Origin of the sequence: Streptomyces sp. NP-1717, from assembly GCF_022695985.1 — a bacterium.
Lineage (GTDB): Bacteria > Actinomycetota > Actinomycetes > Streptomycetales > Streptomycetaceae > Streptomyces.
Genome location: NZ_JAAPBF010000041.1, coordinates 1 through 16,819, shown reverse-complemented (window position 1 = coordinate 16,819; position 16,819 = coordinate 1). Strand labels below are relative to the sequence as shown.

Below are 16,819 nucleotides of genomic sequence, written 5' to 3'. Positions count from 1 at the left end.
CTTCTGATGTCAATTGTGTGCGCGGCACCGGCACGGACCGCAAGCGGACGTGTGCCGGCGCCGCGGCGACGCTCAGTGACCGGCTCGGCCGGGCTCCTGGTCGGGGAGGCCGGCCGGCCCGGTGATCAGCCGCTGGAGCGCGGGGGCGTAGAGGTCCGCGATCAGCTCGGGGGTGGCCTCCTCGCCCGCGCCGGGGCGGTGGAGGCTGAGGGTGGCGCCCAGCCCGAGGAGCTGGCCGGTGATCAGCTCCGCCCGCAGCTCGCTGCGCTCACCGCCGATGAGACCGGCCAGCCGGGCGGTGACCTGCTCGCGGAAGCGCTCGCGCAGCAGGGTTCGCTCGTCCATGTTGCCGAGGGAGAAGACGACGCGCAGCAGGGGGTCGGAGTGGTTCTCGCGCCGGAGCCGGACCATGGTCAGCACCAGATGCCTGCCGAGTACGGCGGGCGGCGCGGCGAACAGCTTGTCGGCGGCGGGGCCGAAGTCGGCGACGGTGTTGAACAGGCGTTCCTTCGTACCGAAGCGTTTGACGATGAGCGAGGCGCTGACGCCTGCGTCGGCGGCGATGCCGCGCATGGTCACCTCGGCATAGGGCCGCTGGGTGAACGCGCGGCGAGCGGCGCGCAGGATCGCGAGACGGCCGGTGCCGGGGTCCGGGCCGGTGCCGGAATCCGCGTCGGTGCCGGGGCCCGTGCGGGGAGCGGTCGCGGGTTCGGCGTCCGCGTCCGTGCCGGGGTCCACCGTCCCGTCGGCCGCCTGTCCGGTCGTCACGCGCCCTCCTCGGCGAACGTACGGCTCGCTGTCTGCTCCTTGCCGACGGTACCCGCCCCGGCCGCCGCCGCGCGGCCCGGCAGACACAGGGTGACCGCCAGGGCGAGCAGCGCCGCTCCGGCCGCGATGAGGAAGACCAGCAGATAGGCGTGGAGTGTCGGTGCGGTACGGCCACCGGCCTGGAAGGTGATGTTGGCCAGTACGGCGGCGACCACCGCGCTGCAGAACGCCTGTCCCACGGAGCGCATCAGGGTGTTGAGGCCGTTGGCCGCGCCGGTCTCGCCCGCCGGTACCGCGCGCATGACGAGCGCGGGCAGGGCCGAATAGGCGATCGCGGTGCCCGCCGCGACGACGGTCGCGCCGCCGATGATCGGCCACAGACTGTGACTGGTGAAGAAGCGCACCACGTACCCGACGGCCATCACCGCGGCGGCGAGCGCCAGCGCCGTCCGGGGGCCGTACTTCGCGGAGATCCGCGCCGACACCGGTGACAGCGCCACCATCGCGAGACCACCGGGCAGCAGACAGAGTCCGCCCACGACGATCGATGCCCCGATCCCGTAACCGGTGCTTGTGGGTTCCTGCACCATCTGCGCCGTGACCAGGGAGTTCGCGTAGAAGGCGAAGCCGATGAGGAGAGCGGCGATGTTCGTGAGCAGCACGGCGGGGCGCGCGGAGACCCGCAGGTCGACCATGGGGGACGTGGTGCGCAGCTCGTACGCGCCCCAGAGGAGACCGATGGTCAGTGCGGCCACGAGCAGACCGATGGTACGCACGGAGGTCCAGCCCCAGTCCGCGCCCTGGGTGACGGCGAGGAGCAGGCTGACGAGGGTGGCGGACAGGCCGAGGGTGCCGATGACGTCGAACCGGCCCCGGGAGCGCAGGGGTGACTCGGGGACGCAGCACAGGACGAGCACGATGTCGACGATCCCCAGCACGGCGGAGGCCCAGAACATGGTGTGCCAGTCGAAGTTCTGGACGACGAGGGCGGCGACGGGCAGGCCGACGGCGGCGCCGATCCCGAGGGTCGAGCTCATGAGGGCGACGGAGGACAGCAGCCGCGCGGGCGGCAGCTCGTCGCGCATGATGCTGATGCCGAGCGGTACGACGGCGAGCGCGGCACCCTGGAGTGCCCGGCCGGCGATCAGCACACCGATATGGGAACTGACGGCGCACAGGACCGAACCGGCGACGAGCACGCCCAGTGAGGCGACGAGGACCCTGCGCTTGCCGTACATGTCGCCGACGCGGCCCAGTACGGGAGTGAAGACCGCGCCCGTCAGGAGCGTGATCGTGACGAGCCAGCTCGCGGCGGCGGGTGTGCTGCCCGTGAGGGCGGGGACGTGCGGCAGCAGCGGGACGACCAGGGTCTGCATCACGGCGACCACGACGCCGCAGAAGGCGAGCACCGCGACGAGGAAGCGGCGCCGCCGCCCCTGAACGGGTTCGGGCCCCGGCGCTGGTGCCGGCGCCGAGGACGAGGCCGAGCCCGGCTCCGGTATCGCTGCTGCGGACATCTTCTCTCCGGATCCTTCCGCGGTGGCGGCGTCCCGGACCGCGTGGCGGGGAGGGACGGCGAGGGGTGCACAAGCGTTCACCCCGAGGGTAAACGCGCGTGCACCCCTTTGTCACATGGCGTTTCCTCACCGATTGGCTCAATTTCGTGACCGAGGGTGCGTTTGCGCGTTGAACGTGCGTGAAGGCCGCACATCGTGCGGCTGTGCTCGAAACGTTCAAGGAGAAACTTGATGTCGCGTATTGCGAAGGCAGCTGCTGTTCTCGCCGGCACGGGCGCCGTGCTGGCCGGCGGTGCCGGTATGGCCGCTGCCGACGCCGGCGCCGAGGCCGCGGCCGTCGGTTCGCCCGGAGTCCTTTCCGGCAACGTGGTCCAGGTGCCCGTGCACGTCCCGGTGAACCTCTGCGGCAACACCGTCGACGTGATCGGCCTGCTGAACCCGGCGTTCGGCAACCAGTGCGTCAACGTCGACGGCAAGCACCACAAGGGCGGCTACGGCCGCTGAGCCTCCGGCGCCCGGGGACATACGTCCCCGTCGGTGACTGAGGCATGAGGTATGAGGCAACGGCCTCCCGCATTCCGATGCGGGAGGCCGTTGCGCGTGCGGGGGCGGAGGTGCGCGAGGCGCCGGGAGGCGCGCCCGCGCGAGCCCGCTCAGGCGTCGTAGCGGTACAGACTCCGATGGCTGAGCATCTCCGACGGCTTCGTCCGCCACGGCGGCATCGGTTCGTCCAGGCTGATCGCCTGTCCTCGCTGCGGATCGTCCCGGCCCAGCTTCCGCCGCGGAAGATAGGTCGCCTTCGGGTGCCTCTTCTGCCAGCGGTCCCAGAGGAGGTCGACGAAGGCGTGATGGAGCCAGAAAACGGGATCGTGCGGCGCTGTCGCGCCCAGCATCTGGCCGCCCACCCACCGGTGGACACGGTTGTGATTACGCCATCGCGTCTTGTCGCTGCCCACCGTCCAGCCTTCGAGGCGATTGCGGAAGCCGCGTGGGGCCGTCGAGTCCCAGGGCGCAGCGTCGTAGACCGACTCGTCCATCGCCCAGGCCAGTTCGTCCTTGGTGGGCAGCGCGATCGGAGAGGTGGGCCGGCCGAAGGCACGGACGAGGAACTTGCGCTCCAGCACACCGTCATCGATGGTCCAGTTGCCCGCCGCGTAAGCGAACGCACCGGTCGTGACCTGCCCGTCGGAGGAACGGCCGTCCCCGCCGAGGAAGTCCTCGGCCCACAGGGACGCGGCCGGTGTGTTGTCCGTCGTCCAGTCCCAGTACGGCACGGTCACCTTGGGGTCGATGCGCTGAAGCGCCCGCTCGAACTCCAGCAGGTACTTGCGGTGCCACGGCAGGAACGACGGTGCCATGTGGGCCGCCCGCAGCCCGTCGTCGCCGTCGGCGCGGTAGTACTGGACATGCTGGCGGACGAACTCGTCATAGCCGCCCCGGCGTTTGAGTTCCAGGACCGTGGCGACGAAGCGCTTCTTCTCCGCACCGGTGAGATTGCGCTGATTCTTTCTGATATGCACCGTGGAAGACCCTCCCTGCGGTCAGTGGGATGCCGGTCCGGCGAGCGAGAGCTGGGCACCGCCGAGGTCGTCGACCGCCGCGCGGGCGGTGGCGAGGGCGGTCGGGAACGACTCGTAGTGGTTGACGACACTGAGGTAGCCGCCGTCGGCGCGCCGCATGAGGTGCAGCGGCCGGCCGTCGATAAGGACACCGGCGTCCGTCCCCTGGATGTGCCGGCCGCCGTACATCTCGTCGAACTGCCCGGCCGGCCGGGGGGGTTCCGCCGGGGGGCCCGCGGCCTCGACGGGTGAGGGGCCGGCCTTGCGGCCATCGGCCCGGAGGACGGGCAGCAGGGCAGTGGCCGTACCGCCGATCACTCCGAGGGCGAACGCCGCGCGCAGAAACAGGCGCCGGGAGCGGCTGGGCGGGGGCGCCGGGGCGGGCGCGCGCGATACGGGCGGCTCATGGCTCCGACGCGGCCGGGGTGGCGCGAGGGCAACAGGCTCCGCAGGGCGCCGGGCCTCCACGGGCCGCGTTCGCAACTGGGTACCGCCTGGCATGGCGAACCTCCACTCGTCCGCCGTGTCCCACCGCTCGTAAGAGGTGGGACACGGACACTGATCCGGTTCGGGGCAGACGGGTCTCTGCCCCGAACCGGTCAACGAGGAGGTCGCAGAACAGTTCTCTGAACTACGTCCGACTGTCGTAGTGACGCTCCGGGCTCAGCAGCCGAGGTTGCCACCGGGGGTGGTGCCGAGGATCTGGGTGAAGCTCTGGTACTTGGCGATCCGGCTCTGGACCTGAGCGGGGTTGCCTCCGTTGCACTCGATACTGCCGTTGATGCTGCGGATGGTCTCGCCGAATCCGCGGCTGTTGACCATCGCGTTGTGCGGGGTCATGGTGCCGGGACCGTTCTGGGTGTTCCAGTACCAGAGACCGGTCTTCCAGGCGATGGCCGAGTCGTTCTGGACGAGCCAGGGGTTGCCCAGCAGGTCGATGCCGAGGGCGTCGCCCGCGGCCTTGTAGTTGAAGTTCCAGCTGAGCTGGATGGGACCGCGCCCGTAGTAGGCCGCTTGACCCGCCGGGCAGCCGTACCACTGCGAACTGTCACAGTAGTGCGGGTAGTTGGCCGTGTTCTGCTCCACGATGTGGACCAGCCCGCCGGTCTCGTGGCTGACGTTGGCGAGGAAGGCGGCGGCCTCCTGGCGCTTGATGGTGTCGCTGCCGGTGTTCGCGAAGGCCGGGTAGGCGCTCAGCGCGGCTTTGAGACCGTTGTAGGTGTAGAACGAATTGCGGCTCGGGAACATCTGGTTGAACTGCGCCTCGCTGACCACGAAGCCACCGGTGGGCGGCGGGTCGGTCGGGCCACCGCCACAGGCGCCGTTGTCGGCCCAGACGTCGACCGTGCCGGGTCTCTCGTTCTGGGTCCACCACTTCGCCGTCCAATTGCGGCCGTTGTACGAGGCGGTGTCGCCGCCCCAGTAGACGGTGGAGGCGTTCCAACCGGTCGTGCACGCGGCGGCCGACGTGGCCGCCGCCGAGGTCGAGGCGGGCAGGAATACCGCGAGGGCCATGGCCGAGACCAGCGCGGTGAACAGTGCAAGAACTCGCTGTCGCAAGCGACTCACTCCTTCGCGCGGCCGTCGTTGAGGGACGGCCGCCATGGGGGTGAGGGAACCAAACCGGAACTCACCGTACCTGTCAAGGTCTAGACCAACTGTCGAGTTTCGGCCGGTGACTCGGCGGACCCACCGTCACCTTCCGCCCCTGACGGTGGGGATGAGCAGGACTTGTGGGACGCGCGGTTCGCGGCGGAGCCGTCCCACCCCGCACAACTCACCGCGGTTGTCGGCGGCGTCGACCCCGCCGGAGCGCGGATGCGACGCGATTTCGCCCCTGGCCGACGGAAACAGGGCGACGACCCCTTCGGTTCGATGCCGCGACCGCCGAACCGCCGCTCGGCATCCCCCGCATCTTGCGCGTCGTCCCGCAGCGGCCGGTCGCCGTCGCGGCGCGGTCGTCGCACGCACGCAGGCGGTCAGAGGGCCGCCGGATCAGGCTCCTTGGCGGGACCGGGGATGCCACCGGTGCCCGGCTCGGGGTACCAGCTGTAGCGCACGTCCGGTTCGTTCTCCTCGTTGCCCCGGCCGTCGGTCTTCTCCACCGGGACGAAGCCGTGGCGCTCGTAGAAACGCCGCGCGGGCCCGTTCACCTGGAACGTCCACAGCGAGAGTCCGCCCGGCCGGCGCCGCTTCGCCAGGTCGAGCAGGTGGTCGCCGATCCCGCAGCCCCGATGGTCCGGATCGAGGTACAGCTGGTCGATGTCGCCGCCCTCGATCACCATCATGCCGACCACCGCCTCGTCGACGGTGGCCACCCAGGTCTCCTGGGTGGGCAGGACGATGTCACGTATCCAGGCGTGCACCCGCTCCTCGCTGTGGGGGCGGGTGACACTCGGGAGGGCGGCCGCGAACGATCTCAGCCACAGTCCGGAGATGTCGGACGCGTCGGCGGGCGCCGCGCGGCGGACGACAAGCGTGTTGGTCTGCACAGCGACCCATCCTGTCATCAATGAGCGATCACGGAACGATCGAGTCGATGTATCCACCGTCCACCCGCACCGCGGCCCCGGTGGTCGCCGACGCGAGGGGCGAGCTGAGGTAGACGACCATGTTCGCGATCTCCTCGGGTTCGATGAGCCGCTGGAGGAGCGACTGCGGCCGGTGCTCGCGCATGAACTCGCGCTGGGCCTCCTCCCAGGGAAGGGACTTGTCGACAAGTTCATAGACGAAGTCCTCGACTCCGCCCGTGTGCGTGGGTCCCGCGAGGACGGAGTTCACGGTGACGCCGCTGCCCGCCGCCGCCTTCGCGAAGCCGCGGGAGACCCCCAGCAGCGCGGTCTTGGAGACGCCGTAGTGGATCATCTCGGCGGGGACGACGATCGCCGAGTCGCTGGCGATGTACTGGACCCGGCCCCAGCCACGTTCGGTCATCCCGCCGAGACAGGCGCGTGTGAGCCGGACCGCGGCCAGGACATTGACCTCGAAGTAGCGCCGCCACTCCTCGTCGCCGATCTCCAGCGCGGGCCGGGGCCCGAAGATGCCCAGGTTGTTGACGAGGATGTCCACCCGTGGCACCGCTCCGAGTACCCGCTCGGTGCCGCTCTCGGTCGACACGTCACCCGGCGCGGCCAGGAACTCGGCGTCGGGGCACTCGGCGCGCCGGCTGTCGAGGGCGGCGGCCACGGACTCCTCGGAGCGACCGTTCACCGCGACGCGGGCTCCCGCGCGGGCGAGTCCGGCCGCGATGGCCGCCCCGATGCCCTGCGTGGAGCCGGTGACCAGGGCGGTCTTGCCTGCGAGGTCGATCTGCACGTTCAGTTCCTTCCAGCTGTCCGGTGGACCGAGGTCATTGTGCGTGGGGGCCCGCGCGCGGAACGGTCCTGCCCGCCTGGCGGAGTGTCGGCTTCCCTCGATTTCGCATTCCACCTGGCACCAGCTCTTGAAGTGAACCCGACACTGTGTCATATATGTCTAGACCATTGCCCCTCGCCTTGGACGGAGGAGACGATCGTGCGACGGACCCCCACCCAGGTCGCGCTCGTTACCGCTACCGCTCTCACGCTCGTCGCCTGCGGTGGCGGCGGTGACGACAAGGACTCACAGCCGCCATCCGCGCCCAAGGGCCTCACCGTTCAGGCCGGCAGCGCGGTGTCCGCGCACGTCATGTGGGAAGCGGCCAAGGACGATGTCGCGATCAGCGGCTATGTGGTCTACCAAGGGGACACCAAGGTCAAGGATGTCGCCCCCGAGAAGCTGATGATCGACATCACCGGTCTGAAGCCGTCCACCGCCTACTCGTTCTCCGTGCGGGCCAAGGACGCGGCCGGGAACCTCTCGCCGCACAGCGAGAAGAAGCCGGTCACCACACCCGAAGTGGTCGCCGAGGACAAGGAAGCGCCGGCGAAGCCCGCGAAACTGCGTGGCAAGCACGATGGTTCACGCGGCGCCGAACTTACCTGGAGCGCACCGGGCAAGGGCCAGGGCATCACCTCCTACGACATCCTCCAGGGCGGCTCGAAGATCCACAGCGTGAGCGGCGACGTGACCACGGCCAAGGTCACGGGGCTGCGCCCCGGCACCGACTACTCGTTCACCCTCCAGGCCAGGGACGCCGCCGACAACACCTCACCGGCCAGCGCCCCGGTGAAGATCAGCACCCCGAAGGGCCCCGGCGAGGACCCCGACACGGCACCCCTCGGCTTCAAGGTCGACCGGCACAAGAGCGCCGAAGACGGTGCCTACTACCTCGATCTGTCCTGGCTGCCTCCGAAGGTCGACGGCGAGGTGCCCTCGTACGAGATCCATCTCAACGGGAAACTGACCACCACGCTGGTCTGGGGCAACAAGGCGCCGGTGGGCAAGACCACCGAGAGCGTCTTCGCGGGCAAGAAGCCCGGCGTCAGCTACAAGGTGAAGATCCGCGCGAAGCTGCCGGACGGGGAGTGGGGCAGCTTCTCCCCCGAGATCACCATGGTCACCGGCGAAGCCAAGTCCTGACCGGCCGGCCGGTCACGCCGGTACAGCCCGCGAGACCGGTCGGGCAGGGCCCGAACTCACCGGTCGGCGCTGCCGCCGAGAGGCACGGCGGCCTCCCGGCCCCGCACTCTCCTGCCCCTCAGCCGGGTCAGCAGCGGACGCCCGTGCCGGCCGCCGTACGGGACCGGTTCGCACGTCCCGGCCGGACCGGTCGCCCGTACCGGTCCGGCCGGCGGCGCCGGCTCCGTCGCGGAAGCCGATTCCGGTGTGTGCGCCAACGCGGGAGCCGTACCGCTCGGGCGCGGCGCCTGCCGGTCCCGGCGCGCGTCGGCAAGCAGCGCGGTGAGGCTGGAGCGGTGCCAGCTGATCTCGTCCGGATCGTCGGCGGTCAGCAACCGCCCCATGACCTCGCGCCCCGCCTCCGACGCGGGACGACCCGGTGCGAGATCCGGCCGGAACCGGTTCAGACACGCGCGCTCGTACGGATCCGGTACGAGCTCGGCCAGTTGGACGGGATCGAGCACGGAACCGACGATCGCCGCGCGCTCCCACCGGTCGTCGCTCTCGTGCAGCAGAAGCCCGATACGGCGGCCACGCCAGTTGCGCGGACGGCAGTCCTCCTCCCCCGCCGTCCTTTCCCCGGCCGCCTCCGCCGCCTCGGCGTCGAGCGCCGCTTCCGCGCGTGCGCCTGCGCAGGATCCGGCGCCGACGCGGGCGGTGCGGTTCCGTGGCTCCGTACGCGTCCGCGTTCGCGGCAACCGGCCCGTGAGCAAGCCCGGTTCACTGCTCGCGAACGCCCGTAGCTCCTCGGCGAGATAGAGCCAGACGACCGCTCGATAGCGATTCAGATAGAAGCGCACCGGCACCAGATACCCCGCACGCGCGAGCCGGGTGAAGCGGCCGGGGCTGATGTCCATCAGCTCCGCCCCCTCGGCCGTGCCCACCGTGCGCACCCGCTCGCGCAGCGCGCCGGGAAAGCCCGCCGCCCTCCGCAGCCGCTCGACCTCGCCGCGCGCGACCCGGCGACGGCCACTCAGGGCACCGCCGACGGTGCGGACATGGCCCATCTGCGTCGCCAGCTCGAACTCGCCCCGCTTCAGCCGCAGTTCCTGAGCAGCTCGGCCGGCCGCGAGTGTCTCCGGGATTTCCATGACAGACATCTGCGTTCTCCCCCGTGAGTTGATTACTACTCTCGGTGACGAACCTAGCCGAGTGTCAAAATCCTCGCTCTGCCCTGTGGATAACTTTCGGAGGCCCTCAGACGTCGGTGACCGCCGTGTGGCCCGACTGCCGCACCGCGATGCCGAGATGCTCGCCGACCCGGTTGACCATGAGCGTCATCTCGTAGGCGATCTGCCCCACGTCGGCCTCCGCCTCGCTCAGCACGCAGAGACAACTGCCGTCCCCCGCCGCCGTGACGAACAGCAGCGCGTCATCGAACTCGATCATGGTCTGGCGCGCCTTGCCCGCGTTGAAGTGCCGACCGGACCCCCGGGCGAGACTGTGCAGACCGGACGAGACCGCCGCCAGATGCTCCGCGTCCTCGCGCGCCAGACCGGAACTCGCACCGGTCACCAGCCCGTCGTTGGACAGCACGAGCGCGTGCCGTATGGGCTCGACCCGACCGGTCAGATCCTCCAGAAGCCAGTCAAGTCCGTCTTCCAGCGCCATTGGTGACCACTCTCCCCGTTCAGACAGGTACCGCGCCCTGTGCCCCGTATCTCCCCCGTCCCTCGCAAGCCTCGCGCACCGACCTGCCCACGGGCAAGCGATCCAGCGCCCCGGGAAGTTCACACGGAACCAACCGTTCCCATCAGTGAAACGATCAAAATCGGACCCCGCCGTATGCCTTCGCAACGCCTCACGGCATCGCAGGCGGCAGACCGCTCCCCCCGCGCAGCCTCCGGCACCGAGCTGCCACTTCCGTCAATTCACCACCGCAACGCGATCCCTCGATCGTGTCACCTGTCACGCCGGAGTGAAACGAACACAGGGTTACGGTCACTTTCCGGACGTCTGCCCACGTCTGCCGTCAACTCCGGTCATCCATCGAGAATTCGCGTCATGCTCCCCGTTACGGCCACTTGATCAGCGGAGTTCATCAAAGACCGTGCACATCGACGTCGCTCACGGGAGGAACCATGAAGCCCCTCGCCCCGCCCTTGGACGTTCACCGCGCGTTCGAGAGACCGCCGGTCACCGACCGGTCCCCGATCGGGCCCCCGATGCACCGAGTTGACGCAGGGGGTGGCGCCGCATGAGGTTACTCAGGCGTCCCAGGCCCGCCGAGAACGCGGTGTCGGACAGCGAGCGCGAGTTGTTCGGCGGGCCACTGCGGTACGACACCGGCTGGTCCGACCACGAGTGGGCACCGCTCGAACTCGGTCTGCTCTCCTCGGTGCGCACGATGCCGAGAATGGTCGCGGGCACCCTGCGGCTCGCCTGGCGGACCGACCGGCCGGCGCTGGTGACCGTCGGTATCGCCGAGGCGGGCCAGGGACTGACGGCGGCGCTGAGCCTGCTGGTGGTCAACTCCGTGCTCGGCTCGCTCCTCGGTGGCGGGAGCGCCGCCGACCGGGTCTCCGACGCGCTGCCCGCCCTCGTCGTGGGCGCGGTCGTCGCGGTGGCGGGCGCGCTCCTGGCCTCATGGTCCACCTCGGCGGCCGGACGGCTGGAGCCGAAGGTCGAACGGGCCGCGAACGAGGAGTACTTGCGTGCCGCGGTCCGGGTGGAGCTGGAGGCGATCGAGGACGGCGAGTTCCGTCGGCTGATCGACACCGCCCAGTACGGCCCGCCGTCGGCACGGAACATGATCGGCGCCTGCGTCGCCACCATGAACGGGGTCATCTCGCTGCTCGCCGTCGGCGGCGTACTGACCGTGCTGCACCCGCTGCTGCTGCCGATGCTCCTGCTGATCGCGGCGCCGCGCGGCTGGGGCGCGATGCGCGTCTCCCAGCGGCGGTACCTGTCGGTGATGGCGTGGGTGGAACATCTGCGCGCCAGCCGTCTGATCGCCGGGCTCCTCACCTCCCGCTCCGCCGCGCACGAGGTACGTGTGCACGGCGTGGGCCGCTTCCTCCTGCGTCACTACCGCAACATGGCCGAGAGCGCGGAGTCGGAGGCGACGCGGCTGGCCAAGGACAAGGCGGGCACCGAACTGCTCGCCGCCGCGCTGTCCGGGGTGGCCGCGCTGATCACCTACGGAACGATGGCCGCGCTCATCATGTCCGGGCGGATGGACCTGGCGGTGGCGGGCACGGCCGTGGTCGCGGTCAGGTCGGGCTCGGCCAGCCTGGGCGCGCTCGTGGTGACCACGAACTCGCTGCACGAGGAGTCCCTCTACGTACGTGACATGGAGAGGTTCCTCGCGGAGGCGGGAGACAGGTCGATTCCGTACGGAGGCCGCCCGATCCCCGAGCCCACGAAGGTGATCACCCTGGAGGACGTCTCCTTCAGCTATCCGGACCGTGAGACGCCCGCGCTCACCGGGTTGTCCCTGACTGTTCCCATGGGCTCGGTGGTCGCCCTGGTCGGCGAGAACGGCTCCGGCAAGAGCACCCTCGTGAAGCTGCTCGCCGGACTCCATCTGCCGGACAGCGGGCGGCTGGCCTGGGACGGCGTCGACATCGCGGAGGCGGACCGCGACCAGATCTTCGACCGGGTGTCCCTGCTCACCCAGGATTTCGAGCGCTGGCCGGTCACCGCCCGGACGAACATCGAGATCGGCCGGCCCGACAGCGCCGAGGGCGATCTGGACGCGGCGGCCGGCTACTCGGGCGCGGACCGGGTCGCCGAGGCGCTGCCGAAGGGGTTCCAGACCCTGCTGGCCCGCGTGTTCCGCGGGGCCTCCGAGCTGTCCGGCGGCCAGTGGCAGAAGTTCGGCCTGGCACGCGCCCACTACCGGGACGCGCAGGTGATCGTCGTGGACGAGCCCACGTCGGCCCTGGACCCCGAGTCGGAGATCGAGGCCTTCGACCGGACCCGGGGGCTGGCCGGCGAACGGAGAGCGGTCGTCCTGGTCACGCACCGCATGTCAGGGGTGCGGCACGCGGACCTCATCTACGTGCTGCACGAGGGCAGACTGGTCGAACAGGGCGACCACGAGAGCCTGTTGGCCGCCGAGGGCAGATACGCCTCGATGTTCCACATGCAGGCACGGCAGTACGGGCACGGGACGGGGGCGGGGAACGGTGCCGTGCCGCGTCAGGCGGGCGCGGCGGGGCCGGCCCGGCCCTCCGGCACGACCGCCGAGGAGGCCGTGTGACACCGCCCTGACCGACAGACTTCCTCCCAGGTGCCGTACGTGCTCGGAGCCCGTACGGCATCCGGGGCACGGCCTACGCGGCGTCGCGCATCACATCCCTGCGGATGCGCGCGCAGGAGTCGTTGATCAGCCGCGAGACGTGCATCTGTGAGATGCCGAGGTCCTCGGCGATGCTGCTCTGCGTCATCCCGCGGAAGAACCTCATGTAGAGGATCCGCTTCTCCCGGTCGGGCAGCCGGCGCAGCCGCGGCTTGACCGACTCACGGTCGATCACGGCGTCGAGCGCCTCGTCCCAGGCACCCAGGGAGTCGCCGAGTGTGAGGCCCTCGTCCGGGGAGGCCGGGCTCGCGTCGAGCGACAGCACGTTGAAGCAGTCCATGGCCTCGACTCCCAGGACCGCTTCGTTCGGCGTCATTCCCGCGTGGAAGGCGATCTGCTCCACCGTCGGCGCCAGGATGCCGTGCCGCTGTGCCAGTTCGTCGCGGGCGTCGCGCACGCGGGCCCGGAGTTCCTGCACCCGCCGTGGCACATGGACGGACCACAGCCGGTCGCGGAAGTGCCGCTTGAGCTCCCCGGTGATCGTGGGCACGGCGAAGCTCTCGAACGCGGTGCCCCGGTGCGGGTCGTAACGCTCGACCGCCTTCACCAGTCCGATCGCCGCGACCTGCCGCAGATCCTCCAGCGCCTCGCCCCGGTGCCGGAACCGCCCGGCCAGCCTGTCGGCCATCGGGAGCCAGGCGCAGACGATCTCCCCGCGAGTCCGTCCCTTCTCGGGGCCGTCCGGCAGCCCTGCGGCCCGCTCGAAGGCCGCGGAGGTGTCCGGGACGTCCTCGTGCCTCACCCGGTAGGCCATCACCCGAGGGGTCATGATGTTCTTCAGCTCCTCGCTCGACGCGGCCGTCGTCACCGGAGGAGCACACAGCGGCCGCCGGGCGACGCCCGGAGCGGTACGCCGCTCCACGGACGTGCCTCCTGTCCGAAGCACGACCCTCTTGTGCCCCTGAACACCCGTGGCAAACGGGGGTGTTCAGGGGCGGAGATCTGTCCTGGGGGGGGCGGAGATCCGGGCTTCGAGGAGCGCGGGCGCTCGCTTCTCAGGCGTCGCCGTCCGGTTCGGCGCCGTGCCAGACGGTCGTGATGTTGCAGAATGCGCGGATCCCGTGGTCCGACAGCTCGCGTCCGTACCCGGAGCGCTTGACGCCGCCGAAGGGGAGCGCGGGATGGGACGCGGTCATGCCGTTGAAGAAGACGCCGCCGGCCCGGAGGTCGCGTACGCAGCGCCGCACGTCCTCGTCGTCGCGCGTCCACACGTTGGAACTCAGGCCGAACGGGGTGTCGTTGGCGACGCTCACCGCCTCGTCGAGATCGGTCACCCGGTACAGGGTGGCGACCGGGCCGAAGGCCTCTTCGTGGTGGATGCGCATGTCGGAGGAGACATCCGTGAGGACGGTGGGTTCGTAGTACCAGCCGCGGTCCAGCCCGTCCGGGCGGCGCCCGCCGCAGCGGGCGGTGGCACCGCGGTTGACCGCGTCGTCGACCAGCTCTTCCAGGTCGGCGCGGCCCTGTTCGCTCGCGAGCGGGCCGATGTCGGTCGACTCGTCCATCGGATCGCCGACGGACAGCTTCCGCATCCCGGCGACGAAACGTTCACCGAAGGCGTCGTAGACGTCGGCGTGCACGATGAAGCGTTTGGCCGCGATACACGACTGGCCGTTGTTCTGCACCCGGGCGGTCACCGCGGTCCGCGCGGCGCGGTCGATGTCGGCCGACGGCATCACGATGTACGGGTCGCTGCCGCCGAGTTCGAGCACGGTCGGCTTCACCTCGTCACCGGCGATCGCGGCGACGGAGCGACCGGCCGGCTCGCTGCCCGTCAGTGTCGCCGCGGCCACGCGGCGGTCGCGCAGGATCCCCTCGATCGCCCCGGACCCGACGAGCAGTGTCTGGAAGCAGCCCTCGGGAAAACCCGCCCTCCTGAAGAGGTCGCCCAGATACAGGGCCGTCTGGGGGACGTTCGACGCGTGCTTGAGCAGACCGACGTTGCCCGCCATGAGGGCGGGGGCGGCGAATCGTACGACCTGCCAGAGCGGGAAGTTCCACGGCATGACGGCCAGCACCACGCCCAGCGGGCGGTAGCGGACGTACGCGCGTGCGGCTCCCGAGTCCTGGACGTCGGCCGCCGAGGGGTGCTCGTCGGCCAGCAGCTCCGGGGCGTGCCGCGCGTACCAGCGCATCGACTTGGCGCACTTCGCCGCCTCGGCGCGTGCCGCGCCGATCGGCTTGCCCATCTCGGTGGTCATGGTGCGGGCGATCTCGTCCCGGTCCTCTTCGAGGAGGTCGGCGGCGCGGTTCAGCAGCCTCGCGCGGTGGCCGAAGTCCGTGGTGCGGTGCTGTTCGAACGCGGCGGCGGCCACGGCCAGCCGTCGCTCGATCTCGTCGGACCCCAGGGCGTCGAACGTCTTCAGGGTCTCGCCGGTGGCGGGATCGACCGTGGCGATGGGCATGGGACAGTCCTCCTCCGATTCGGTTCCTCGACATTCGCCCGGCGGGCGCGGGCCCGCAACGCGGGCGGGACACGGGGACACCCGGCGGGGGATCATGTCCCCATGGCCCATGACCACACGCACGTGCGGGAATTCTTCGGTGTCCGGGCGGCGGACTGGGACGCGCGCTTCCCCGACGACGGCCCGGCCTATGCCGCCGCGGTGGCCGAGATGGGGCTGCGTCCGGGCGACCGTGTCCTGGACGCGGGGTGCGGCACCGGCCGCGCCCTGAGCGCCCTGCGGGCCGCTGTGGGGACGCGGGGCACGGTACTCGGCGTCGATCTAACTCCCGAGATGCTCGCGGCGGCCGTACGGAGCGGTCGCGACGCGGCCGGCGTCCTGCTGCTCGCCGATGTGGCACGTCTGCCGCTGCGCCGGCACTCCCTGGACGCGGTCTTCGCCGCCGGGCTGATCGCCCATCTGCCGGACCCCGCCACGAATCTGCGGCAGCTGGCCGGGGTCGTACGGCCCGGTGGGCGGCTGGCACTCTTCCACCCCGTCGGGCGGGCCGCGCTGGCCGCCCGGCAGGGCCGGCGGATCTCACCGGACGACCTCCGTGCCGAGGGCATGCTCCGTCCGCTGCTGGCGGGGGCGGGCTGGCGGCTGCTGTCGTACGTGGACGAGGACGACCGTTTTCTCGCGCTTGCCGTGCGCGAGGGCTGAGCCACCGGTGCGGCCCGTGCCGAGTGCGGCGCCGCGTCAACGGGTATCGAACTTCTGTAGGAGGCGGGGGCCCGAGGGATGTGCGGAAGGTGGACGGACGATGTTCGACAAGCTGCGCGGACTCTTCGTATCGAACCGGACCGCTCCGCCGGTCGCCGAGCCGGCCGCGTCGTCCCAGAGCCGGACACGACAGCACAACCTGTTCGATGCCGCTGCCACGTATGTCGCGGCGACCGCCGAGGACGACCAGGACCGGATGGACGAGGCGTCCGGCTGGGTCTCGCCCGAGGCGCTGTCCTTCGGGGTCAGCGAGCTGGCCTGCCGGGCGGTGATAGCGCTGGCGCGCGAGCGGGACGAGTCGCCCCAGACGGTGGCGCGCAGCCTTCTCGGGCTGCCCGCGGCCTGACTGGCGCGCCCCGAGCGGTACGGGCGGCCGTCGACCTCTCGACGGCCGGGTGGCCGACTGGCTAAGGTGCGCCGACGACCGATCGGACACGACCGATCGGATGGGGAGGTGCCGTGTCAGGTACGGACGAATCCGCCGATGACGACGCGCTTTTCGTGCTGTCGGCCGTACTGCTGACACCCGCGCAGTTTCCCAGCGTGCTCGGGGACGATTTTCCCGAGGCGTGCGCGGCTCTGGGGCTGGAGCCGTACGAGCGCGGGTACGGACTGGTGCTCGGCCAGGACGGCACCGGCGCACGCTGGACGGTGGCCGTCGACGACGTGTCGCTGGTCGCGGTCGCCATCGCCGCGTGGGACTGCGGCATGGAGTACGACCTGTCTCCCGGCGAACGTACGGTGGTCGCCGCGATCCCCGGCTGGCCGCTGGCCCTGGCGGTGGCGGCGCCGGGGATTCCCGCGCCGCACGATCCAGATCCGGAGCCGGGAGAGGAGGCCGACGGGGCGAGACCGTCGCTCGCGCCGCCCGACACGACGAGCTGGGGGCCCGCGCAGCGGCGTCTCGGCGCGGACGAGATCGCGCTTCAGTGGGAGGCGTGGCGGGATCAGTTCGACCACGAGGAC

Annotated in this window: 16 protein-coding genes and 1 pseudogene; 6 read left to right on the top strand and 11 right to left on the bottom strand. The window is 70.8% G+C overall.

The genetic code is table 11. From position 1 onward, the window contains the following. Positions 1-72: 72 nt before the first annotated feature. Both GXP76_RS11995 and GXP76_RS11990 read right to left on the bottom strand, forming a co-directional pair. A complete protein-coding gene (locus tag GXP76_RS11995; protein WP_242571471.1) occupies positions 73-768 on the bottom strand; it encodes a TetR family transcriptional regulator in 696 nt (231 codons plus the stop codon). After that, on the bottom strand, positions 765-2,285 hold the full coding sequence (locus GXP76_RS11990) for an MFS transporter (protein WP_242571470.1): 1,521 nt from the start codon (positions 2,283-2,285) through the stop codon (positions 765-767). The genes GXP76_RS11995 and GXP76_RS11990 overlap by 4 nt, the downstream gene beginning before the upstream one ends. Positions 2,286-2,516: 231 nt before the next feature. Between GXP76_RS11990 and GXP76_RS11985 the strand changes: the two genes are divergently transcribed. Continuing rightward, entirely contained in the window at positions 2,517-2,789 is a 273-nt protein-coding gene (locus tag GXP76_RS11985; RefSeq protein WP_242571469.1) for a chaplin, read from the top strand. Positions 2,790-2,938: 149 nt separating this feature from the next. On the opposite strand, the gene GXP76_RS11980 is transcribed toward GXP76_RS11985, so the two are convergent. From GXP76_RS11980 to GXP76_RS11960, 5 genes are all read right to left on the bottom strand, one after another. Continuing rightward, positions 2,939-3,805 carry a tyrosinase family protein gene (locus GXP76_RS11980; protein WP_242571468.1) on the bottom strand — a complete coding sequence of 289 codons (867 nt, stop codon included), beginning with the start codon at positions 3,803-3,805 and terminating at the stop codon, positions 2,939-2,941. 21 nt (positions 3,806-3,826) lie between these two features. After that, positions 3,827-4,162, bottom strand: coding sequence for a tyrosinase family oxidase copper chaperone (locus tag GXP76_RS11975; RefSeq protein WP_374360689.1), 336 nt, complete (start codon positions 4,160-4,162; stop codon positions 3,827-3,829). A gap of 345 nt (positions 4,163-4,507) precedes the next feature. Then, positions 4,508-5,359, bottom strand: a complete 852-nt coding sequence (locus GXP76_RS11970; protein WP_374360706.1) for a glycoside hydrolase family 19 protein — start codon at positions 5,357-5,359, stop codon at positions 4,508-4,510. 464 nt (positions 5,360-5,823) lie between these two features. After that, positions 5,824-6,336, bottom strand: coding sequence for a GNAT family N-acetyltransferase (locus GXP76_RS11965; RefSeq protein ID WP_242571466.1), 513 nt, complete (start codon positions 6,334-6,336; stop codon positions 5,824-5,826). Positions 6,337-6,364: 28 nt separating this feature from the next. Beyond that, entirely contained in the window at positions 6,365-7,159 is a 795-nt protein-coding gene (locus GXP76_RS11960; RefSeq protein ID WP_242571465.1) for an SDR family NAD(P)-dependent oxidoreductase, read from the bottom strand. A gap of 198 nt (positions 7,160-7,357) precedes the next feature. Between GXP76_RS11960 and GXP76_RS11955 the strand changes: the two genes are divergently transcribed. After that, a complete protein-coding gene (locus tag GXP76_RS11955; RefSeq protein ID WP_242571464.1) occupies positions 7,358-8,344 on the top strand; it encodes a fibronectin type III domain-containing protein in 987 nt (328 codons plus the stop codon). Positions 8,345-8,400: 56 nt separating this feature from the next. Here the strand turns inward: GXP76_RS11955 and GXP76_RS11950 are convergent, their stop codons facing one another. Both GXP76_RS11950 and GXP76_RS11945 read right to left on the bottom strand, forming a co-directional pair. Then, a complete protein-coding gene (locus GXP76_RS11950; protein ID WP_242571463.1) occupies positions 8,401-9,483 on the bottom strand; it encodes a DUF6397 family protein in 1,083 nt (360 codons plus the stop codon). A 97-nt stretch (positions 9,484-9,580) separates the two neighbouring features. Further along, positions 9,581-9,994, bottom strand: a complete 414-nt coding sequence (locus GXP76_RS11945) for a roadblock/LC7 domain-containing protein (protein WP_242571462.1) — start codon at positions 9,992-9,994, stop codon at positions 9,581-9,583. Positions 9,995-10,580: 586 nt separating this feature from the next. On the opposite strand from GXP76_RS11945, the gene GXP76_RS11940 reads away from it, so the two are divergent. After that, a complete protein-coding gene (locus tag GXP76_RS11940; protein WP_242571461.1) occupies positions 10,581-12,587 on the top strand; it encodes an ABC transporter ATP-binding protein in 2,007 nt (668 codons plus the stop codon). Between the two features lie 73 nt (positions 12,588-12,660). Here the strand turns inward: GXP76_RS11940 and GXP76_RS11935 are convergent, their stop codons facing one another. After that, a complete protein-coding gene (locus tag GXP76_RS11935) occupies positions 12,661-13,455 on the bottom strand; it encodes a SigB/SigF/SigG family RNA polymerase sigma factor (protein ID WP_242571491.1) in 795 nt (264 codons plus the stop codon). A 226-nt stretch (positions 13,456-13,681) separates the two neighbouring features. Next, on the bottom strand, positions 13,682-15,091 hold the full coding sequence (locus tag GXP76_RS11930) for an NADP-dependent succinic semialdehyde dehydrogenase (RefSeq protein WP_242571460.1): 1,410 nt from the start codon (positions 15,089-15,091) through the stop codon (positions 13,682-13,684). Positions 15,092-15,193: 102 nt separating this feature from the next. Here GXP76_RS11930 and GXP76_RS11925 point away from each other — a divergent pair, with 102 nt between their 5' ends. From GXP76_RS11925 to GXP76_RS11915, 3 genes and pseudogenes are all read left to right on the top strand, one after another. Then, on the top strand, positions 15,194-15,793 hold the full coding sequence (locus GXP76_RS11925; RefSeq protein ID WP_242571459.1) for a class I SAM-dependent methyltransferase: 600 nt from the start codon (positions 15,194-15,196) through the stop codon (positions 15,791-15,793). Between the two features lie 100 nt (positions 15,794-15,893). Then, positions 15,894-16,199 carry a hypothetical protein gene (locus tag GXP76_RS11920; RefSeq protein ID WP_242571458.1) on the top strand — a complete coding sequence of 102 codons (306 nt, stop codon included), beginning with the start codon at positions 15,894-15,896 and terminating at the stop codon, positions 16,197-16,199. Positions 16,200-16,312: 113 nt separating this feature from the next. Continuing rightward, a pseudogene (locus GXP76_RS11915) lies at positions 16,313-16,819 on the top strand (hypothetical protein); the annotation flags it as partial.

Bases quoted from the DNA above. Each gene is read 5' to 3' on its own strand.
- GXP76_RS11990 (WP_242571470.1), bottom strand. From the start codon at position 2,285: ATGTCCGCAGCAGCGATACCGGAGCCGGGCTCGGCCTCGTCCTCGGCG.
- GXP76_RS11985 (WP_242571469.1), top strand. From the start codon at position 2,517: ATGTCGCGTATTGCGAAGGCAGCTGCTGTTCTCGCCGGCACGGGCGCC.
- GXP76_RS11970 (WP_374360706.1), bottom strand. From the start codon at position 5,359: ATGGCCCTCGCGGTATTCCTGCCCGCCTCGACCTCGGCGGCGGCCACG.
- GXP76_RS11950 (WP_242571463.1), bottom strand. From the start codon at position 9,483: ATGTCTGTCATGGAAATCCCGGAGACACTCGCGGCCGGCCGAGCTGCT.
- GXP76_RS11945 (WP_242571462.1), bottom strand. From the start codon at position 9,994: ATGGCGCTGGAAGACGGACTTGACTGGCTTCTGGAGGATCTGACCGGT.
- GXP76_RS11940 (WP_242571461.1), top strand. From the start codon at position 10,581: ATGAGGTTACTCAGGCGTCCCAGGCCCGCCGAGAACGCGGTGTCGGAC.
- GXP76_RS11935 (WP_242571491.1), bottom strand. From the start codon at position 13,455: ATGACCCCTCGGGTGATGGCCTACCGGGTGAGGCACGAGGACGTCCCG.
- GXP76_RS11930 (WP_242571460.1), bottom strand. From the start codon at position 15,091: ATGCCCATCGCCACGGTCGATCCCGCCACCGGCGAGACCCTGAAGACG.
- GXP76_RS11925 (WP_242571459.1), top strand. From the start codon at position 15,194: ATGGCCCATGACCACACGCACGTGCGGGAATTCTTCGGTGTCCGGGCG.
- GXP76_RS11920 (WP_242571458.1), top strand. From the start codon at position 15,894: ATGTTCGACAAGCTGCGCGGACTCTTCGTATCGAACCGGACCGCTCCG.